The following is a 16712-nucleotide window of genomic DNA, read 5'->3' as shown; positions in this document are numbered from 1 at the left end:
CCGGGGCGCCCCGGGCCCCTTCCCTGAAAGGCCATGGACACCCTTAACCCCACCCGCCCTGAGGACCTCGGCCCCATCCTCCTCCTCGTCAACAACATTGAGGTGGTCTACCACGACATCATCCAGGTGCTCCGCGGGGTCTCCCTGAAGGTGCCCGAGGGGAGGATCACCGCCCTCCTGGGCCCCAATGGCGCGGGGAAGACCACCACCCTTAGGGCCATCTCCGGCCTCCTCATCCCCGAGGACGGGGAGGTGGTGCGGGGGGAGATCCTCTACCGGGGAACGCCCATCCAGGGCCGCCCTCCCGAGGAGATCGTCAAGCTGGGCATCGTGCAGGTCCTGGAGGGGCGCCGCGTCTTCAAGCACCTCACGGTGGAGGAGAACCTCAAGGTGGGCACCCTCACCCGAAGGGGCGTGAACCTCAAGGAGGAGCTGGACCGGATCTACCACTACTTCCCCCGCCTGGCCGACCTCAGGCACCGGCTCGCGGGGTACTGCTCGGGAGGGGAGCAGCAGATGCTGGCCATCGGCCGGGCCCTCCTCGCCAGGCCCCGCCTTCTCCTTCTGGACGAGCCTTCCTTGGGCCTTGCCCCCCTCCTCGTGCGGGAGATCTTCGGGATCGTGGCCCGGGTGAACGCCGAGGAGGGGGTCACGGTCCTGGTGGTGGAGCAAAACGCCCGGATGGCCCTTTCCGTGGCCCACTACGGCTACATCATGGAGACGGGGCGCATCGTCCTGGAAGGGGACCAGAAGAGCCTCCTGGAGAACCCCGATGTGCAGGAGTTCTACCTGGGGGTGGCCAAGGGCGGGGGGCGGAAGAGCTTCAAGGAGGTCAAGGCCTACAAGCGCAGGAAGCGCTTCATGTAGGGGTTTTCTCCCCTTATCATGGGGAGCGTGGTGCGCTTCCGCAGGGAAGGCCTTCGCCTGGACCAGGCCGTGGCCGAGGCCCTGGGGGTGAGCCGGGCCCGGGCCCAGGCCTGGATCGCCCAGGGGCGGGTGCGGGTAGGGGAAAAGGTGGTCTCCAAGCCCGCCTACCGCCTAAAGGGGGAGGAGGTGGTGGTGGACCCCCCCGAGGAGAAGCCCTGGGTGGCGCCGGAGGACCTTTTCCTCCCCGTTCTCTACGAGGACGAGGACATGCTGGTCCTCAACAAGCCCCCGGGCCTCCTCACCCATCCCGCCCCCGGGGTCTACACGGGCACGGTGGTGAACGCCCTTCTCGGCCGCTACTTCCCCCTGGAGGAGGCTAAGCGGCCCGAGCTGGTGCGCCCGGGCATCGTCCACCGCCTGGACAAGGACACGAGCGGGGTCCTGGTGGTGGCCAAGCACGGGGGGGCCCTCGAGGCCCTCTCCCGGGCCTTCCGCGACCGCCTGGTGATGAAGCGCTACCTGGCCCTCACCGAGGGCCACCCCAAGGAGGGCACCCTCGTCGCCCCCATCGGCCGCCACCCGGTGGAGCGGCACCGGATGCACGTGGGGGGCGTCGCCCCCCGCTACGCGGAGACGGACTTCCGGGTTCTGGCCACCGCGGGCCCCTACGCCCTGGTGGAGGCGAGGCCCCACACGGGCCGCACCCACCAGATCCGGGTCCACCTGAAGCACCTGGGGGCGCCCATCTTGGGGGACGAGCTCTACGGGAGAAAGAGCCCCCATATCGGGCGCCAGGCCCTCCACGCCTACGAGCTCCGCCTTCCCCACCCCCGCACGGGCCGGATTCTGGAGTTTCTCGCCCCCGTGCCCCAGGACATGGCCCGAGCCTGGGAGGCCCTGGGGGGGAAGTGGCCGGAAGAGGTGGTGCGGGAAGGGTATACTGGGGCGCAATGAGCTCCCTCGCGAGGCCCGAAGAGCTGCTTTTAGAAGGGGAGGGCACCCCTTCCGGGGTTCACCGCCTCCACGTGGGGGACGCTCGGGAGGTGCTGGCCTCCCTCCCCGAGGCCTCGGTCCACCTGGTGGTGACCTCCCCGCCCTACTGGACCCTGAAGCGTTACGAGGACGTCCCGGGGCAACTCGGCCACGTGGAGGACTACGAGGCCTTCCTGGACGAGCTGGACCGGGTGTGGCGGGAGGTCCACCGGGTGCTCGTCCCCGGGGGGAGGCTCGTCGTCGTGGTGGGGGACGTGGCCGTGGCGAGGCGCCGCTATGGGCGGCACCTCGTCTTCCCCCTCCACGCCGACATCCAGGTGCGCTGCCGCAAGATGGGCTTTGACAACCTGAACCCCATCATCTGGCACAAGCACACCAACGCCAGCCTCGAGGTGGAGGGGCGGGGCGTTTTCCTGGGCAAGCCCTACGAGCCCGGGGCCATCATCAAGACGGAGATTGAGTACGTCCTCATGCAAAGGAAGCCCGGGGGGTACCGCAGGCCCACGCCGGAGCAGCGGGAGAAGAGCCGCCTTCCCAAGGAGGACTTTCACCGCTTCTTCCGGCAGATCTGGGACGACATCCCCGGGGAGAGCACCAAGGACCACCCCGCCCCCTTCCCTTTGGAGCTCGCCGAGCGTTTGGTGCGGATGTTCAGCTTCGTGGGGGACGTGGTGTTGGACCCCTTCGCGGGCACCGGGACCACCCTCATCGCCGCGGCGAGGTGGGGGAGGAGGGCTTTGGGCGTGGAGCTCGTGCCGCGGTACGCTCAGCTGGCCAAAGAGCGCTTTGCCAAGGAAGTCCCCGGGTTCTCCCTGGAGGTCTTGGATGGAGCCCCCCATCCTCGCCGTTAGATTGAAAAGGCTTTTAGAAAACATGATACGGACCTCCTCCCAGGATAGCGGGCGCCAGGGGGTTTTGGCGGGGTATTTGGAGGAGCGCTTGCGGGAGCGCTTACCCCCACATCTTTGGCCCTACTTGGAGCAGGAGGTTTCCGTACCCGGTTTGGCCCGGGAGAAAAAATGGGACCTGGGGTTGGTGTACCCAGCGGGTTCCTCCTTACCCAAGAAACCGCGGCTTCTCATTTCCCTGAAGTCCATCCTGAAAAATCCCTCGGGGTCCTGGCCTAACCGCCTGGACGATCTGGTGGGAGAGGTCTCCTCCGTCCAACTCCTTTTTCCCGAGGTGGTGGTAGGGTATGTTGTGGTTCTGGACTACGGGGCGCCTACCAAGCGAAAGGGAGGCGTTTACCAACCTCCCCGGGAAAATGAGCTTGCCCCTATCTACGCCCGCTTCAAGCAGGGACTCGCCGCCCTTGCGCAAAGACGCCCTCCCCTCTGGGCCCAAGGCCTCGTGGAGGGTTGCTGGGTTTTGGAGATAGACACCCGCCGAGGGCCTTTTTTGCTGAGGCCCGAGGAGGCGGTGGCGGGGGGAGAAGCCTTTTTAGACGCCCTGGTGGAGGAGCTGAGAAGAAGAGAGCCCCTCCTCTTCCTAGACCAACGCCAAGAGCCCCTTTAAGGCCCGCCCGAGCCGCCGCACGCCCTCCATGATCCTCTCCGGGTCCAGGGTGGCGTAGGAGAGCCTCAGGGTGTTCTCCCCGCCCCCGTTGGCGAAGAAGGGGCCTCCCGGCACGAAGGCCACGTTCTCCTCGAGGGCCTTTTGGAAGAGGCCCTCGGCGGAAAGGCCCTTGGGGAGCTCCATCCAGACGAACATCCCGCCCTTGGGCCTCGTGTAGCGCACCTCCTTGGGCACCTCCCGGTCCAGGGCCTCCAGCATGGCCTGGGCCTTTTCCCGGTAGACCCTGCGGACCCGCTCCAAGCGCTCGGAGAAGCCCTCCTTTAGGAGCTCGTGGACCAGCATCTGGTTGAGCATGGGGGTGTGGAGGTCGGCCCCCTGCTTGGCCTGGACGAGCTTCTGCAGGGCCTCCGGGTGGGCCACGGCGAAGGCCACGCGAAGCCCGGGGGAGAGGACCTTGGAGAAGCTTCCCAGGTAGATGACCCCGGGGTAGCCCGCTTCCCGGGCGAGCTCAAAGAGGCTTGGGAGGCGCGCCTCCCCGAAGTAGAGCTCCCGGTAGGCGTCGTCCTCCACCACCACGAGGCCCCGCTCCATGACCCTCTCCAAAAGCCGCTTCCGGGCGGGAAGGGGCATGAGGCCCCCCGTGGGGTTCTGGAAGGAGGGGATGAGGTAGAGGAAGCGGGGGCGCTCCCTCTTGAGGACCTCTTCCAGGGCGTCCAGGTCCGGGCCCTCCTCCCCGGTGGGCACCGTGAGGAAGCGGGGGCCATGGAGGCGGAAGGCCTGGATGGCCCCCAGGTAGCTTGGGGCCTCCAGCAGCACGGGGCTTCCCTCGTCCAGGAAGACCTTGCCCACGAGGTCCAGGGCCTGCTGGCTTCCCGTGGTGATGAGGACCTCCTCGGGGGCCACCCCAAGCCACGCCGCCACGAAGGCCCGCAAGGGGAAGTAGCCCTCCGTGGGCCCGTACTGAAGGGCCACCTCGCCCTTCTCCCTTAGGATCGCCGCCGTCTTTTGCGCCGCCTCCTCCTTGGGGAAGAGCTCCGGGGCGGGGAGCCCCCCGGCGAAGCTCAGGACGCCGGGGCGCTGGGTGAGCTTGAGCAGCTCCCGGATGGTGGAGGCCTGGATCCTTCCCGCGCCTTTACCGAACGCCTCGGACCAGCTTAGGGGTTTCACCCCCATAGTCTACCCCGCCTCCCTTCGTCCCGCCGGAACGTGCCGCCCTCAGGGGGAGAGCCTGCGGTAGGCCTCGAGGGCGTAGCGGTCCGTCATCCCGGCGATGTAGTCGCACACTATCCGCTCTAGCCCCTCCTCGGGGATTTTGGCCTGCACCTCCCGGGGAAGGAGCTCGGGGTAGCGGGTGTAGGCGGCGAAGAGGCCTTCCAGCACCGCCTCCGCCTTGCGCCTTTCCCTGAGGACCTCGGGGTGGCGGTAGAAACGCTCCATGAGGAAGGCCTTGAGCGCCTTGAGGGCCTTTTCCGCCTCCTCCCCCAAGGCGGCGAGGCGGCTTGGGTGGCGGCGCACGGCCTCGGCGCTTTGGACCCCGGCGGCCTCCACCTTTTCGTGGGTGGCCAGGGTGGCCTGGGTGATGAGGTAGCCCAGAAGCTGGCGCACCAAAACCCTCCGCCCGAGCTCCGTGAGCCTTTCCAGGTCCAGCCCCTCCTCCCGGGCCAGGGCCTGGAGAAAGGCCACCTCGGAAAGCTCCCCCGGGGCCAAAAGGCCGCTTCGTAGCCCGTCGTCCAGGTCGTGGGCGGCGTAGGCGATGGCGTCGGAGAGGTCCACCACCTGGGCCTCGAGGGTCCCCTGCCCCTCGTAGAGGGGCTTGAAGCCCGGGCTGTAGGCGGCCTCGTGGGTGGCGATCCCCTCCAGGACCTCGTAGGTGAGGTTGAGGCCGCGGAAGCCGGGGTAGCGCACTTCCAGGTGGGTGAGGATCCTTAGGGCCTGGGCGTTGTGCTCAAACCCCCCGTGGTCCTGCATGAGGGTGTTCAGGACGTGCTCCCCCGTGTGGCCGAAGGGAGGGTGGCCCAAGTCGTGGGAGAGGGCGATGGCCTCGGTGAGGTCCTCGTTGAGGCCGAGGGCGCGGGCGATGGACCGGGAGACCTGGGCCACCTCCAGGGTGTGGGTGAGGCGGGTGCGGTAGTAGTCCCCCGCCCAGTTGGGAAAGACCTGGGTCTTGTACTCCAAGCGGCGGAAGGCGGTGGTGTGGAGGATCCGGTCCCGGTCCTTCTGGTAGGGGGTGCGGTAGGGGGACTCGGGCTCGGGGTAGTGGCGCCCCCAGGTGTCCAGGCCCTTTTGCGCGTAGGGGGCGAGGCGCTCGGCCTCCAGCGCCAAAAGCCTTTCCCGGGGGAAAAGCATCTAGACCCTCTTGAAGAGGAGGACGGCGTTTTGCCCGCCGAAGGCGAAGGAGTTGGAGAGGGCGTAGTCCACCCTGGCCTCCCGGGGCTCGGGGACGAAGTCCAGGTCCAGCTCGGGGTCGGGGTCCTCGAGGTTGATGGTGGGGGGGATGACCCCGTGGTAGAGGGCCTGGACCGTGGCGATGGCCTCAATGCCCCCCGCCGCCCCCAGGAGGTGGCCGGTCATGCTCTTGGTGCTGGAGACCATGAGCCTTTTGGCGTGCTCCCCGAAAACCTGCTTGATGGCCAGGACCTCCGCCCGGTCCCCCACGGGGGTGGAGGTGCCGTGGGCGTTGATGTAGCCCACCTGCTCCGGGGCCACCTTGGCGTCCTCCAGGGCCCGGCGCATGGCCAAGGCGGCACCCTTCCCCTCGGGGTGGGGCTCGGTGATGTGGTGGGCATCGGCGCTCCGGCCAAAGCCCGCAAGTTCGGCGTAGATGCGGGCCCCCCGCTTCTTCGCGTGCTCGTACGCCTCCAGGACCAAGACCCCGGCCCCCTCCCCCATGACGAACCCGTCCCGGCTTAGGGTGAAGGGGCGGCTCGCCTTCTCGGGCTCCTCGTTCCTGGTGGAAAGGGCCCGCATCACCGCGAAGGCCCCGATGGCCATGGGGGTGATGGCGGCCTCCGTTCCCCCGGCGAGGACGACGTCCGCCTCGCCGAGCTGGATCATGCGCAGGGCCTGCCCCAGGGCGTCCGAGCCGGTGGCGCAGGCGGTGACGGCGGTGGAGGAAGGCCCCATGAAGCCGTAGCGCATGGCGATGTGGGCCGAGGCCATGTTGGCGATCATCATGGGGATGAAGAAGGGGCTGATGCGGTTTGGGCCCCTCTCCAAGAAGACCTTGCTCTGGGCCTCCCAGGTCTCCATGCCCCCGATCCCCGTGCCCACCAGGGTGCCCACCCGTTCCGGGTCCAGCTCCTCCGGGGAAAGCCCCGCGTCCTCCAGAGCCAGGTGGGCGGCGATGAGGGCGTACTGGACGAAGCGGTCCAGGCGCCTAAGCTCCCTTTTGTCAATGTAGGCCTCGGGGTCCACGTCCACCTCGGCGGCGATGCGCACGGGGAGGGCCGAGGCGTCAAAGCGGGTGATGGGCCTGACCCCGCTTTTGCCCGCAAGCTGGGCCTTGTGGAAGGCCTCCTGCCCCACGCCGATGGGGGTGAGGGCGCCCAGGCCGGTGACCACCACGCGTCGCATGGGGGTAGTATACCCGGGAAAAGGGAAAGGCGGGGCGCCCTTCGCGCCCCATCCGCGTCGCAAGCCCCTTGTACCCTTGCCGGGGCCCCCTAGCCCAGCTTGGCCTTGATGTACTCCACCGCGTCCTTGACGGTGCGGATCTTCTCGGCCTCCTCGTCGGAGATCTCCAGGCCGAACTCGTCCTCCAGGCCCATGATGAGCTCCACGGTGTCCAGGCTGTCGGCCCCGAGGTCCTCAACGAAGCGGGCCTCGAGGCTCACCTTCTCCGGCTCCACCTGGAGCTTGTCCGCGATCACCGCCTTCACCTTCTCAAAGATCTCCTGCTCCGTCATGGAAAACCTCCCGGGGGGATTTTAGCACGACCTCAGTGGGGGGTAAGCCCCCCGTCCACGCAGAGGGTCTGGCCGGTGATGTAGCCCGCCCTCTCCGAAACCAGGAAGGCCACGGCCTCGGCCACCTCCTCAGGGCGGCCGAAGCGCCCGGCGGGGATCTCCCTCAGGTAGGCCTCCTTCACCGCCTGGGGGAGCCTTTCCGTCATCTCCGTCTCAATGAAGCCCGGGGCCACGGCGTTCACCGTGATCCCCCGCTGGGCGTACTCCTTGGCCACCGCCCGGGTGAAGCCGATGAGCCCCGCCTTGGAGGCCACGTAGTTGGCCTGGCCGGGGTTGCCCAGGATCCCCACCACGCTGCTGATGTTCACGATGCGGCCGAAGCGGGCCTTCATCATGAGCTTCACCGCCTCCCGGGTGGTGCGGAAGGCGGCGGAGAGGTTGGCCTCGAGGACCGCCTCCCAGTCCTCGTCCTTCATGCGCACGAGGAGGGTGTCCCGGGTGATGCCGGCGTTGTTCACCAGGGTGTCCAAGCCCCCTAAGGCCTCCGCCGCCTGGTGGACGAGGGCCGTGGCCGCCTCGGCCTCCAGGAGGTTCGCCCCGAGGACCGCCACCAGGGGGCTTCCCCGGCGCCTCGCCTCTTCCGCCACCTCCTCCGCCTGCTCCCGGTTCTTCCCGTAGTGGATGGCCAGGGCGAAGCCGTCCTCCGCGAGCCTCAGGGCGATGGCCCGCCCGATGCCGCGGCTTGCTCCGGTGACGAGGGCCTTACGCATCTTCCACCTCCAGGGCTTTCCTCAGGCTTTCCGGGTCCTGGACGCTTAGGGCCTGGGCCTCCTTCAGGGTGCGGAGGACGAGGCCCTTAAGCACCTCCCCGCTTCCGAACTCCAAAAAGCGCTTGACGCCCCTCGCCTCCATGTCCCTTAGGACCTCCACCCAGCGCACCGGGGCGGTGATCTGCTCCAGGAGAAGCGCCCGGATCCGCTCCGGGTCCTCCTCGGGCCTCGCGGTGACGTTGGAGTAGACGGGGAAGCGGGGCCTTTTCAGGGGAACCTGGGCCAGGTCCTCGGCCAGCCGCTTTCGCGCGGGGGCCATGAGGGAGGAGTGGAAGGGGGCGGAGACGGGGAGGAAGACCACCCGGGCCCGCCTCTCCTTGAGCCTTTCCGCCGCCTCCTCCACCGCCTCCTTCCTCCCGGAGATCACCGTCTGCTCCGGGGCGTTGAGGTTGGCGACCTCCACCCCCTTAAGGCCCTCCAAAGCCTTTTGGACCTCCTCCAGGGGAAGCTTCAAGACGGCGGCCATGGCCCCCTCCCCCACGGGGACGGCCTCCTGCATGTACCTGCCCCTGAGGCGCACGAGCCTTAGGGCGTCTTCCAGCTCCAGGGTGCCCGCGGCCACGTGGGCCGTCCACTCCCCTAAGGAGTGCCCGGCGGCGAGGGCGGGGGGCTTTCCCCCCGCCTCCAAAAAGGCCCGGTAGGCGGCGTAGCCTGCGGCGAGGAGGGCGGGCTGCTGGTTCTCCGTGAGGGTCAGGGCCTCCTCGGGGCCCTCCCACATGAGCTTGAGGAGGCCGGGTAGGGCGGCCTCGGCCCGGTCCAGGACCTCCTTGGCGGCGGGGGAGGCCTCGTAGAGGGCCCTGCCCATCCCCACCCGGTGGGAGCCCTGCCCGGGGAAGAGGGCGGCGTACATCAGGCCCCCCCCCAGGTGAGGACGGCGGCGGCCCAGGTGAGCCCCGCCCCGAAGGAGACCAGAAGGACGTGGTCCCCCTCCCGGATCCGGCCCGCGTCCACCGCCTCCTTGAGGGCCAAGGGGATGGAGGCCGTGGAGGTGTTGCCGTAGCGGTCCACGTTCACCGCCACCCTTTCCCAGGGAAGGCCCAGGCGCTCCCGGGCGGCGTCAATGATCCTGAGGTTCGCCTGGTGGGGGACGAAGAGGCGGATCTTCTCGGGGGTGAGGCCCGCCTTCTCTATGGCCTCGAGGGTGGCGGTGTTCATCACCCGCACGGCGAACTTGAAGACCTCCCGCCCGTTCATGTAGAGGCGCCTTTCCATGGAGGTGCCGTCGGGCAAGCGAGGGGCCACGCAGGCGTGGTAGAGCTCCTTGCCCCCCGTGCCGTCCGCCCCTAGGACGAAGGACTTAAAGCCAAACCCCTCCCTGACCCTTCCCACCACGGCCGCCCCGCCCCCGTCCCCGAAGAGGACGGCGGTGGCCCGGTCGTTCCAGTCCAGGATCTTGGAAAGGGCCTCCGCCCCCACCACCAGCACCTTGCGGGCAAGCCCCGCCTCCACCAGGGCGTGGGCCTGGGCCAGGGCGTAGATCCACCCGGGGCAGCCCGCGAGGAGGTCGTAGGCGAAGGCCTGGAGGCCGAAGCGGGCCTGCACCAGGGCGGCGGTGTCGGGGAAGAGGGCGTCCGGGGTGTTGGTGGCCACGATGACCCCGTCCACCCCCTCGAGGGCCCCGGGGTGCCTCCTTAGGAGGTCCTCCACCGCTCTAAAGGCCAGGTCCGAGGTGTACTCGTCCTCCGCGGCGATGCGCCGTTCCCGGATCCCGGTGCGGGTGACGATCCACTCGTCGGAGGTGTCCAGGTAGGCCTCAAACTCCTCGTTTTTCATGACCCTTTGGGGCACGTAGGCCCCAAGGGCCAGGATGCCGCTCATGGCCGACCTCCCGTCATGGCCTTCACTATATCCTTCAGGAGTGAAAAAAGCTGAGGCCCCGGGGTGCGGGGCCCCGGAGTCTTGACCCGGTCTAGACTTCCAGCACCTTGCGCCCGTCGTAGTAGCCGCACTCCGGGCAGACGGTGTGGGGGGGGCGCATCGCCTTGCACTCGGGGCAGGGGACCAGGGTGGGGGGGGTGAGGGCGTGGTGGCTCCTGCGGGCGTCGCGCCGCGCCTTAGAGGTCTTTTTCTTCGGTACAGGGTGCTTGGCCATCTCCCATCCTCCGCGCGGGGGGCTTGCCCCGCTAAACCCCTGGTAGTATAGCAGAAGCCCTAGAGTTCCGGAAGGAGGTCCTTAAGGGCCTGGAAGGGGTGTGGGGTTTCCGCCTCGTGGCCGCAGTCCACCAGGTTGCGGTCCGCGCCGCACACCGGGCAAAGCCCCTTGCACCCCTCCTCGCAGAGCACGGTGTAGGGCATCTCCGTCACGAAGGCCTCGGTGAGGAAGGGGAGGAGGTCCAAGTCGGGCTCCCCGAAGGCGTAGTACTCGTCCTCGTCCTCCTCGTGGAAGACCACCCCCTCGAGGCCCTGCTCGTACCGGAGCATGTGCTGGAAGTGGGCGTGCACGGGGGTGGGGGTGGGCTTCAGGCAGCGGCGGCACTCCATGTACACCACCCCCTCCACCTCCCCGGAAAGCCAGTACTCGTTCCCCCCCACGGAGGAGACGGCCACCTTCCAGGAGGCCTCCCCTTCTAGGGGAAACCGCTCCTCCCCCACCCAGAAGGCCTCCTCCACCACCCCGGAGGCGCGGGCGGTTCCCCCCTCCTTTAGAAGCCGGGCCAGGTTGATCCTCGTCACCTTGGCGTAGTCCATCCTTATGAGTATAGCGCGGAAGGCCCGCCCTTCCTAGGGCATAAACTTCCCGAGCAACGCATAGGGCTTTCTGGTACCCTCTGGGCCATGGAGCGCGTGGCCGTCTTGGGCTTGCCCATGGACCTTGGGGCGGGAAGGCGGGGCGTGGACATGGGGCCCTCCGCCCTCCGCTACGCCCGGCTTCTGGAGGAGCTCGAGGCCTTGGGCCTGGCCGTGGAGGACCTGGGAGACGTGCGGGTGCCCCTGGCCGAGACCCTGAGGAAGCGGAAGGGCCCCTACCTGGAGGAGATCCGCCAGGCGGCCCTGGAACTCCGGGACCGGCTTAGGGGGCTTGAGGGGGTCTTCCCCATCGTCCTCGGGGGGGACCACTCCCTTTCCATGGGCTCGGTTTCCGGGGTGGCCCGGGGGCGGATCGGGGTCATCTGGGTGGACGCCCACGCGGACTTCAACACCCCCGAGACGAGCCCCTCCGGCAACATCCACGGCATGCCCCTGGCGGTGCTTTGCGGCCTGGGCCACCCGCGGCTCACCGAGGCCTTCCAGGCGGTGGACCCCAAGGACGTGGTCCTCATCGGGGTGCGGAGCCTGGACCCCGGGGAAAAGCGCCTCCTCAAGGAGATGGGGGTCCGGGTGTACACCATGCACGAGGTGGACCGCCTGGGGATGGCCCGCATCGCCGAGGAGACCCTGGCCTACCTGGAGGGGCTTCCCCTCCACGTCTCCCTGGACGCGGACGTCCTGGACCCCGCCCTGGCCCCCGGGGTGGGCACCCCGGTGCCCGGGGGGCTCACCTACCGGGAGGCCCACCTCCTCATGGAGGTTCTGGCCCATTCGGGGAGGGTGCAAAGCCTGGACCTGGTGGAGGTGAACCCCATCCTGGACGAGAAGAACCGCACGGCGGAGATGATGGTGGGCCTGGCCTTAAGCCTTCTTGGCAAGCGGATCCTCTAGGGGAGCCCCCCGCGGACCCGCCTTCCCAGGGCGAGGCCCCGCGCGAAGGCCCCGCGCAAGGAGGGGTAGGGGGGGAGGCGCTTGCGGTGGAGGAGGGGCTCCAGGGCCTCCCGGGCCCACTCGCTCACCAGGAGGGGAAAGTCCAGGCCCGTCTCCCAAAAGTAGGCCTCCGCCTCCTGCCAGGCGCCCTCCATGCGGCGGAAGAGGGCCTCCGGGTCCTTGGGGGGCGGGGCCTCGGGCCAAAGGAAGCCGCTCGCCACACCCAAGAGCCAGCTTCCCCGAAGCTCCCGGCGCCAAGCCTCGGCCCCGAGGCGCACGTAGGCCAGGGGGTCCTTGTGCAAAAGGGCCTTGGGGAGGCGGGCCAGAGGGTCTTCCATGGGTCCTGTCCCCACTTTAGGCCTCCCGGCCTCCGGAGGACAAGGGGGGCGGGGAACTCCCCCGCCCCCGAGCGGAAGCCTTTTGGGTTAGCCCCCCTGGGCCAAGGCGGGGAGGACGCTTCCCGGCAGGAGGCCGAGGAGGAGAAGGAGGAGGGCCGCCAGGAGGGCCACACCCCGGGCCAGGGGGCGGGGCCTGGCCTCGGCCTCTCCCCGCCCGAAGACGGCAAGCCCCAGGGCCAGGTAGTAGTAGGCGCTCACCGCGCTGGTGACCAGGGCCAGGACCAATAGCCCCCACTGCCCCGCCTTGGCGGCCTCGGCGAAGACCAGGTACTTCCCCCAAAACCCCGCCAAAGGCGGCAGGCCCAGGAGGGAAAGGGCGGCCACGAAGAGGGCGAGGCCCAGGAGGGGGTCCCGGTGGAAGAGGCCCTTGAGGCGCTCCAGGGGCACCCGGTCGGGGGAGATCTCCGAGAGGACGGCGAAGGCGAGCCCCGTGGCCAGGACGTAGGTGAGGAGGTAGAAGCCCAGGGCCTGGGCGTTCCCGGTGTAGAGGGCGAGGGCCATGTACCCGGCGTGGGCGATGGAGGAGTAGGCGAGAAGCCGCTTGGCCTCCTTCTGCGCCAGGGCCGCGAGGTTCCCCACCACCACGGAGAGGGCCACGAGAAGGGCGAGGGCCTCGGGGGGTGCGGCCACCCGGAGGAGGGCGGCGAAGGCCGCGGCCTTCACCCCCGTGGCCATGAAGAGGACCACGGGGGTGGGGCTTCCCTGGTAGACGTCGGGGGTCCAGAAGTGGAAGGGCGCCAGGGCCGCCTTGAAGCCCAGGCCCACCAGGAGGAGGCCCAGGGCCAGGGCGTAGAGGGGGCCTTGCCCGGGGGCGCCGAGGACGAGGCTCCCCGTGGCCCCGTAGTGGAGGGCGGTCCCGTAGAGGAAGAAGGCGGCGGCCAAAGCCCCCAGGAGGAAGTACTTGAGGGCGGCCTCCAGCCCCTCCCCCCGCCGCCAGGTGGCGAGGGCGTAGAGGGGGAGGGAGAGGGCCTCGAGGGCCACCAGCATCAGGACGAGGTTCTGGGTGGAGGCGAGGAGGTGCATCCCCAAGGCGGCGTAGAGCACCAGGAGGTGGAACTCAAACCGCCTGGAGCGCACCAGCCCCACCGTCCAAAGCGCCCCCAGGAGGGCGAAGAGGGTGAAGGCCTGGGAGACGCCGTCCACCCTGTAGGGCCCCAGGGCGAAGGGCTTGCCCCAGGTGAGGAGGAGGGAAAGCAGGGCGAGGCTCAGCCCCAGGATGGTGAGCCTCTTAAACACGGAAACGGATACGAAAAAGCCCAGGAGGGTCAGGGCCACGGAGAAGAGGGTGAGGACCAAGAGGGTCATGCGCCACCTCCGAGGAGCTTGGCGAAGGCCTCCGCCAGGGGCCTAAGCCCTTGGAGGAAGTACCCGGGGAAGACCCCCATGAGGACCAGGGCCGCCCCCGAGAGGAGGGCGAAGCCCCACTCGCTTCCCTTGAGGTCCTCCACGGCCCTCGCCCCCTCCTCCCAGAAGGTTTTCTGGAAGGCGGTGAGGGCGTAGGCCGCGGAGCCGATCACCGAGAGGAAGGCCAAGGCGGCAAGCCAGGGGCTCGCCTTGTAGGCCCCGAGGAGGGTCAGAAACTCCCCGGGGAAGCCGGAAAGCCCGGGGAGGCCCACCATGGCGAGGAAGAGGAAGAGGGCCAAGGCGGCCATGCCCGGGGCGCTCTGGGCCAGGCCCCGGTAGGGCCCGATCTCCAGGGTGCCCACCCGCTCGTAAAGCCTTCCCGCGAGGAGGAAAAGCCCCCCGGTGTAGACCCCGCTGGCCGCCAGGAGGTATAGCCCCCCCATGGCCCCTTCCGGGGTTCCCGAGAAGACCCCCAAGGCCGCCACCCCCATGTGGGAGACCCCGGCGTAGGCCAGAAGGGTCTTGAAGTCCTTGGCGGCGAAGGCCACCCAGGCCCCGTAGAGGGCGGAAAGGGCGGCGAGGAAGAGGAGGAGGCCCTGAGTTTGCGCGAAGCCCTCGGGGGCCAGGGGGATGGCGAAGCGGAAGAAGGCGAAGACCCCCACCTTGTAGAGGGTGCCCAGGGCGTCGGCGAGGCCCGAGGGGTGGTTCTCCTGGTGGAAGGGGGGAAGCCAGGCGTGGAGGGGGAAGAGGGGCGTTTTAATGGCGAAGGCCAGGGCGAAGCCCAGGAAGACCCAGAAGGCCGCGCTCCCTCCCACCGGGTGGGCCAGGAGGTCCTCCAGGAGGAAGGAGGGGCTTCCCCCCAGGGCCCGCGCCGCGAGGACGGCGGCGAGCATGGGCAAGGAGCCCGCCAGGGTGAAGAGGAGGAAGGTGTAGAGGGCCTTCACCCGGTTCTGGCCCCCGTAGAAGAGGAGCATGAGGAGGGCGGGGATGAGGGGGGCCTCAAAGAAGAGGTAGAAGACGAGGAGGTCCCGGGCGGCGAAGAGGCCGAGGAGAAGCCCCTCCATGAGGAGGGCGAGGCCCAAAAAGCGCCCCTCCACCCTCGCCACCAGGGCCCCCAGGAAGACGGTGAGGGCGATGGTGAGGAAGAAAAGCGCGGAAAGCCCGTCCAGAGCGAAGGCCCAGTACACCCCCGCCCCGGGGAGGAGGGGGGCTTGGAAGGCGTGGGCCACCCCGCCGGGGTGGGTGAGGAAGAGGTAAAGGTTCCAAAGGAGGCTCAGGCCCGCCCCCAGGACCCCCAGAGCCCGGGGGAGGCCCAAGAGGAGGAGGGCCCCGAAGAGAAGGGGCAGAAGGATCGCCAGGACTACCACCGCATCACCCCCAGAAGCAGAAGCGCCCCCAGCACGAAAAGCAGGGCGTAAAGCCTAAGGTAGCCGGTCTGCAGGCGGGCCAGGGCCTGGCCCAGGTTCCTTACCCCCCCGCCCAGGCCGAAGTAACCCCCCAGGAGGCCCCGGTCCCCGTAGAAGAGGGCCTCCGCCAGGGCCTTCAAGGGGTTCACCACGAGGGCGTTGTACATCTGGTCCACGTAGAAGGCCTCCCGGCTCGCCGCCTCAAAGGCCAGGTACCAAGCGGGGAGGGCCTTGCGCTGGAAGAAGACGTAGCCCCCCCAAAGCCCCAGAAGGGCCACCGCCCCGGAGAGGGCGATGAGGGCCCACTCCGCCCCTAAGGAGAGGTGGTGGGCCTCCACCTCCGCCAGGGCGGGCTTCAGGAAGGGTTCCAGGAGGTTAGGCAGGGGGTGGGGCAGGGCCAGGTACCCCGCGAGGACCGAACCCAGGGCCAGGAGGTGGTTGGGCCAGAGCATCACCGGCGGGGCCTCGTGGGGGTGGTGGTGGCCCCTTTCCTCCCCCAAAAAGACCAGGACGAACCAGCGCATGGCGTACATGGCGGTGAGGACCGCCACGAGGAGCGCCCCCACGTAGAAGCCCACCCCCCCGAAGGGGTAGGTGAGGGTGGCGGTGAGGATGGCGTCCTTGGACCAGAAGCCGGAAAGCAGGGGAAGGCCGCCCAGGGCCAAGGCCCCGATGAGGGCGTGCCAGCGGGTCTTGGGGAGGTGTTTCCAGAGGCCTCCCATCTTGCGCACGTCCTGCTCGCCCCCCAGGGCGTGGATCACGCTGCCCGAGGCCAAGAAGAGGAGGGCCTTGAAGAAGGCGTGGGTGAAGACGTGGAAGAGGGCCACCCAGTAGGCCCCCACCCCGGCCGCCAGGAACATGTACCCGAGCTGGCTGATGGTGGAGTAGGCGACGATTTTCTTGATGTCCGTCTGGCCGAAGGCGGAAAGCGCCCCATAAGCCGCGGTGAGGAGGCCGACCACGGCGATGGTGTAGGAGACGTCGGGGAGAACGCTATAGAGGAAGGAGCTCCGGGCGATGAGGTAGACCCCGGCCGTCACCATGGTGGCCGCGTGGATCAGGGCGGAGACGGGGGTGGGGCCGGCCATGGCGTCGGGAAGCCAGACCATGAGGGGAATCTGGGCGCTTTTGCCCACGGCCCCGAGGAAGAGGAGGAGGCCCGCCAGGGCGAGGAGGCTGGGGTTCCTCAGGGGGCCCTCCATGGCCTCCTTGAGCTCGCTGATGGAGAGGGTCCCGAAGAGGGCCCAGAGGATGGCCATCCCCAGCATGAAGCCCAGGTCGCCGATGCGGTTCACGATGAAGGCCTTGCGGGCGCTGTCGGCGTACTGGGGGGTTTTGTACCAGAAGCCGATGAGGAGGAAGCTCGCCAGGCCCACCCCTTCCCAGCCGATGAACATCACCGGGTAGCTGTCGGCGAGGACCAGGGTGAGCATCATGGCGATGAAGAGGTTGAAGTAGGCGAAGAAGCGGCTGTAGCCCGGGTCCCCCGCCATGTAGCCGATGGCGTAGACGTGGATGAGGAGGCCCACGCCGGTGACGATGAGGAGCATGAAGCCGGAGAGAGAGTCCAGAAGGAGGCTGAAGGGGATGCCGGGAAGCCACTCCGCCTGGAACCGGGCCCCGCCCGAGAGGAGAAGCCCCGCCCCCAGGAGGAAGGAGGCCAAAACGAGCCCCGAGGCCAGGACCCCGGGGAGGGGCTCGTTCATCCGTTTGCCCAATAGCCCTAGAAGGGCGAAGCCGAAGAGGGGCAGGAGAATCGTCCCGAGAAGCGCCATG

18 protein-coding genes are annotated in these 16712 nt (G+C 68.8%); 4 read left to right on the top strand and 14 right to left on the bottom strand.

Going from position 1 to position 16712, the window contains the following annotated elements; all coding sequences use genetic code 11:
* Positions 1-33: 33 nt before the first annotated feature.
* From BLP62_RS03590 to BLP62_RS03580, 3 genes are read left to right on the top strand one after another with little or no spacing between them, the layout of a single operon-like run.
* Positions 34-867, top strand: coding sequence for an ABC transporter ATP-binding protein (locus tag BLP62_RS03590; RefSeq protein WP_093005944.1), 834 nt, complete (start codon positions 34-36; stop codon positions 865-867).
* Positions 868-894: 27 nt separating this feature from the next.
* Positions 895-1821: an RluA family pseudouridine synthase gene (locus BLP62_RS03585; protein WP_093006062.1), complete on the top strand. Its 927-nt coding sequence runs from the start codon at positions 895-897 to the stop codon at positions 1819-1821.
* Positions 1818-2711 carry a DNA-methyltransferase gene (locus BLP62_RS03580; protein WP_093005942.1) on the top strand — a complete coding sequence of 298 codons (894 nt, stop codon included), beginning with the start codon at positions 1818-1820 and terminating at the stop codon, positions 2709-2711. The genes BLP62_RS03585 and BLP62_RS03580 overlap by 4 nt, the downstream gene beginning before the upstream one ends.
* A 205-nt stretch (positions 2712-2916) precedes the next feature.
* Here the strand turns inward: BLP62_RS03580 and BLP62_RS13695 are convergent, their stop codons facing one another.
* From BLP62_RS13695 to BLP62_RS03530, 10 genes are all read right to left on the bottom strand, one after another.
* Positions 2917-3180, bottom strand: coding sequence for a hypothetical protein (locus BLP62_RS13695; RefSeq protein WP_176758130.1), 264 nt, complete (start codon positions 3178-3180; stop codon positions 2917-2919).
* Positions 3181-3348: 168 nt separating this feature from the next.
* Complete coding sequence (gene lysN, locus BLP62_RS03570) at positions 3349-4542, bottom strand: 2-aminoadipate transaminase (protein ID WP_093006060.1); 1194 nt, start codon at positions 4540-4542, stop codon at positions 3349-3351.
* A gap of 48 nt (positions 4543-4590) precedes the next feature.
* Entirely contained in the window at positions 4591-5721 is a 1131-nt protein-coding gene (locus BLP62_RS03565; protein ID WP_093005940.1) for a deoxyguanosinetriphosphate triphosphohydrolase, read from the bottom strand.
* Positions 5722-6948, bottom strand: coding sequence for a beta-ketoacyl-ACP synthase II (gene fabF, locus BLP62_RS03560; protein WP_093005938.1), 1227 nt, complete (start codon positions 6946-6948; stop codon positions 5722-5724).
* 89 nt (positions 6949-7037) lie between these two features.
* Positions 7038-7280: an acyl carrier protein gene (acpP, locus tag BLP62_RS03555; protein WP_093005936.1), complete on the bottom strand. Its 243-nt coding sequence runs from the start codon at positions 7278-7280 to the stop codon at positions 7038-7040.
* A gap of 32 nt (positions 7281-7312) precedes the next feature.
* Complete coding sequence (fabG, locus tag BLP62_RS03550) at positions 7313-8050, bottom strand: 3-oxoacyl-[acyl-carrier-protein] reductase (RefSeq protein ID WP_093005934.1); 738 nt, start codon at positions 8048-8050, stop codon at positions 7313-7315.
* Complete coding sequence (gene fabD, locus BLP62_RS03545) at positions 8043-8960, bottom strand: ACP S-malonyltransferase (RefSeq protein ID WP_093005932.1); 918 nt, start codon at positions 8958-8960, stop codon at positions 8043-8045. Before fabD ends, fabG begins: the two co-directional genes overlap by 8 nt.
* Positions 8960-9928, bottom strand: a complete 969-nt coding sequence (locus BLP62_RS03540; protein ID WP_093005930.1) for a beta-ketoacyl-ACP synthase III — start codon at positions 9926-9928, stop codon at positions 8960-8962. Before BLP62_RS03540 ends, fabD begins: the two co-directional genes overlap by 1 nt.
* A 91-nt stretch (positions 9929-10019) precedes the next feature.
* Positions 10020-10202 carry a 50S ribosomal protein L32 gene (rpmF, locus tag BLP62_RS03535; protein WP_014515146.1) on the bottom strand — a complete coding sequence of 61 codons (183 nt, stop codon included), beginning with the start codon at positions 10200-10202 and terminating at the stop codon, positions 10020-10022.
* Between the two features lie 59 nt (positions 10203-10261).
* The gene (locus tag BLP62_RS03530; protein WP_093005928.1) at positions 10262-10798 is read right to left on the bottom strand and encodes a YceD family protein; all 537 of its coding nucleotides are present in this window, start codon (positions 10796-10798) and stop codon (positions 10262-10264) included.
* A gap of 87 nt (positions 10799-10885) precedes the next feature.
* Here BLP62_RS03530 and rocF point away from each other — a divergent pair, with 87 nt between their 5' ends.
* Positions 10886-11749: an arginase gene (rocF, locus tag BLP62_RS03525; protein ID WP_093005926.1), complete on the top strand. Its 864-nt coding sequence runs from the start codon at positions 10886-10888 to the stop codon at positions 11747-11749.
* Here rocF and BLP62_RS03520 read toward each other — a convergent pair.
* The 4 genes from BLP62_RS03520 to nuoL form a co-directional block, all read right to left on the bottom strand.
* Positions 11746-12126, bottom strand: coding sequence for a hypothetical protein (locus BLP62_RS03520; RefSeq protein WP_093005924.1), 381 nt, complete (start codon positions 12124-12126; stop codon positions 11746-11748). The genes rocF and BLP62_RS03520 overlap by 4 nt on opposite strands.
* A gap of 87 nt (positions 12127-12213) precedes the next feature.
* Positions 12214-13491, bottom strand: coding sequence for an NADH-quinone oxidoreductase subunit N (locus BLP62_RS03515; protein ID WP_093005922.1), 1278 nt, complete (start codon positions 13489-13491; stop codon positions 12214-12216).
* Positions 13488-14897 carry a complex I subunit 4 family protein gene (locus BLP62_RS03510; protein ID WP_093005920.1) on the bottom strand — a complete coding sequence of 470 codons (1410 nt, stop codon included), beginning with the start codon at positions 14895-14897 and terminating at the stop codon, positions 13488-13490. Before BLP62_RS03510 ends, BLP62_RS03515 begins: the two co-directional genes overlap by 4 nt.
* Positions 14891-16711, bottom strand: a complete 1821-nt coding sequence (nuoL, locus tag BLP62_RS03505) for an NADH-quinone oxidoreductase subunit L (RefSeq protein WP_093005918.1) — start codon at positions 16709-16711, stop codon at positions 14891-14893. Before nuoL ends, BLP62_RS03510 begins: the two co-directional genes overlap by 7 nt.
* Position 16712 lies beyond the last annotated feature (1 nt).

The sequence above is a fragment of the Thermus arciformis genome, from assembly GCF_900102145.1.
GTDB classification, from domain to species: Bacteria; Deinococcota; Deinococci; order Deinococcales; family Thermaceae; genus Thermus; species Thermus arciformis.
The sequence above is the reverse complement of the archived record's forward strand: the minus strand, read 5'-3'. Positions and strand labels throughout refer to the sequence as shown.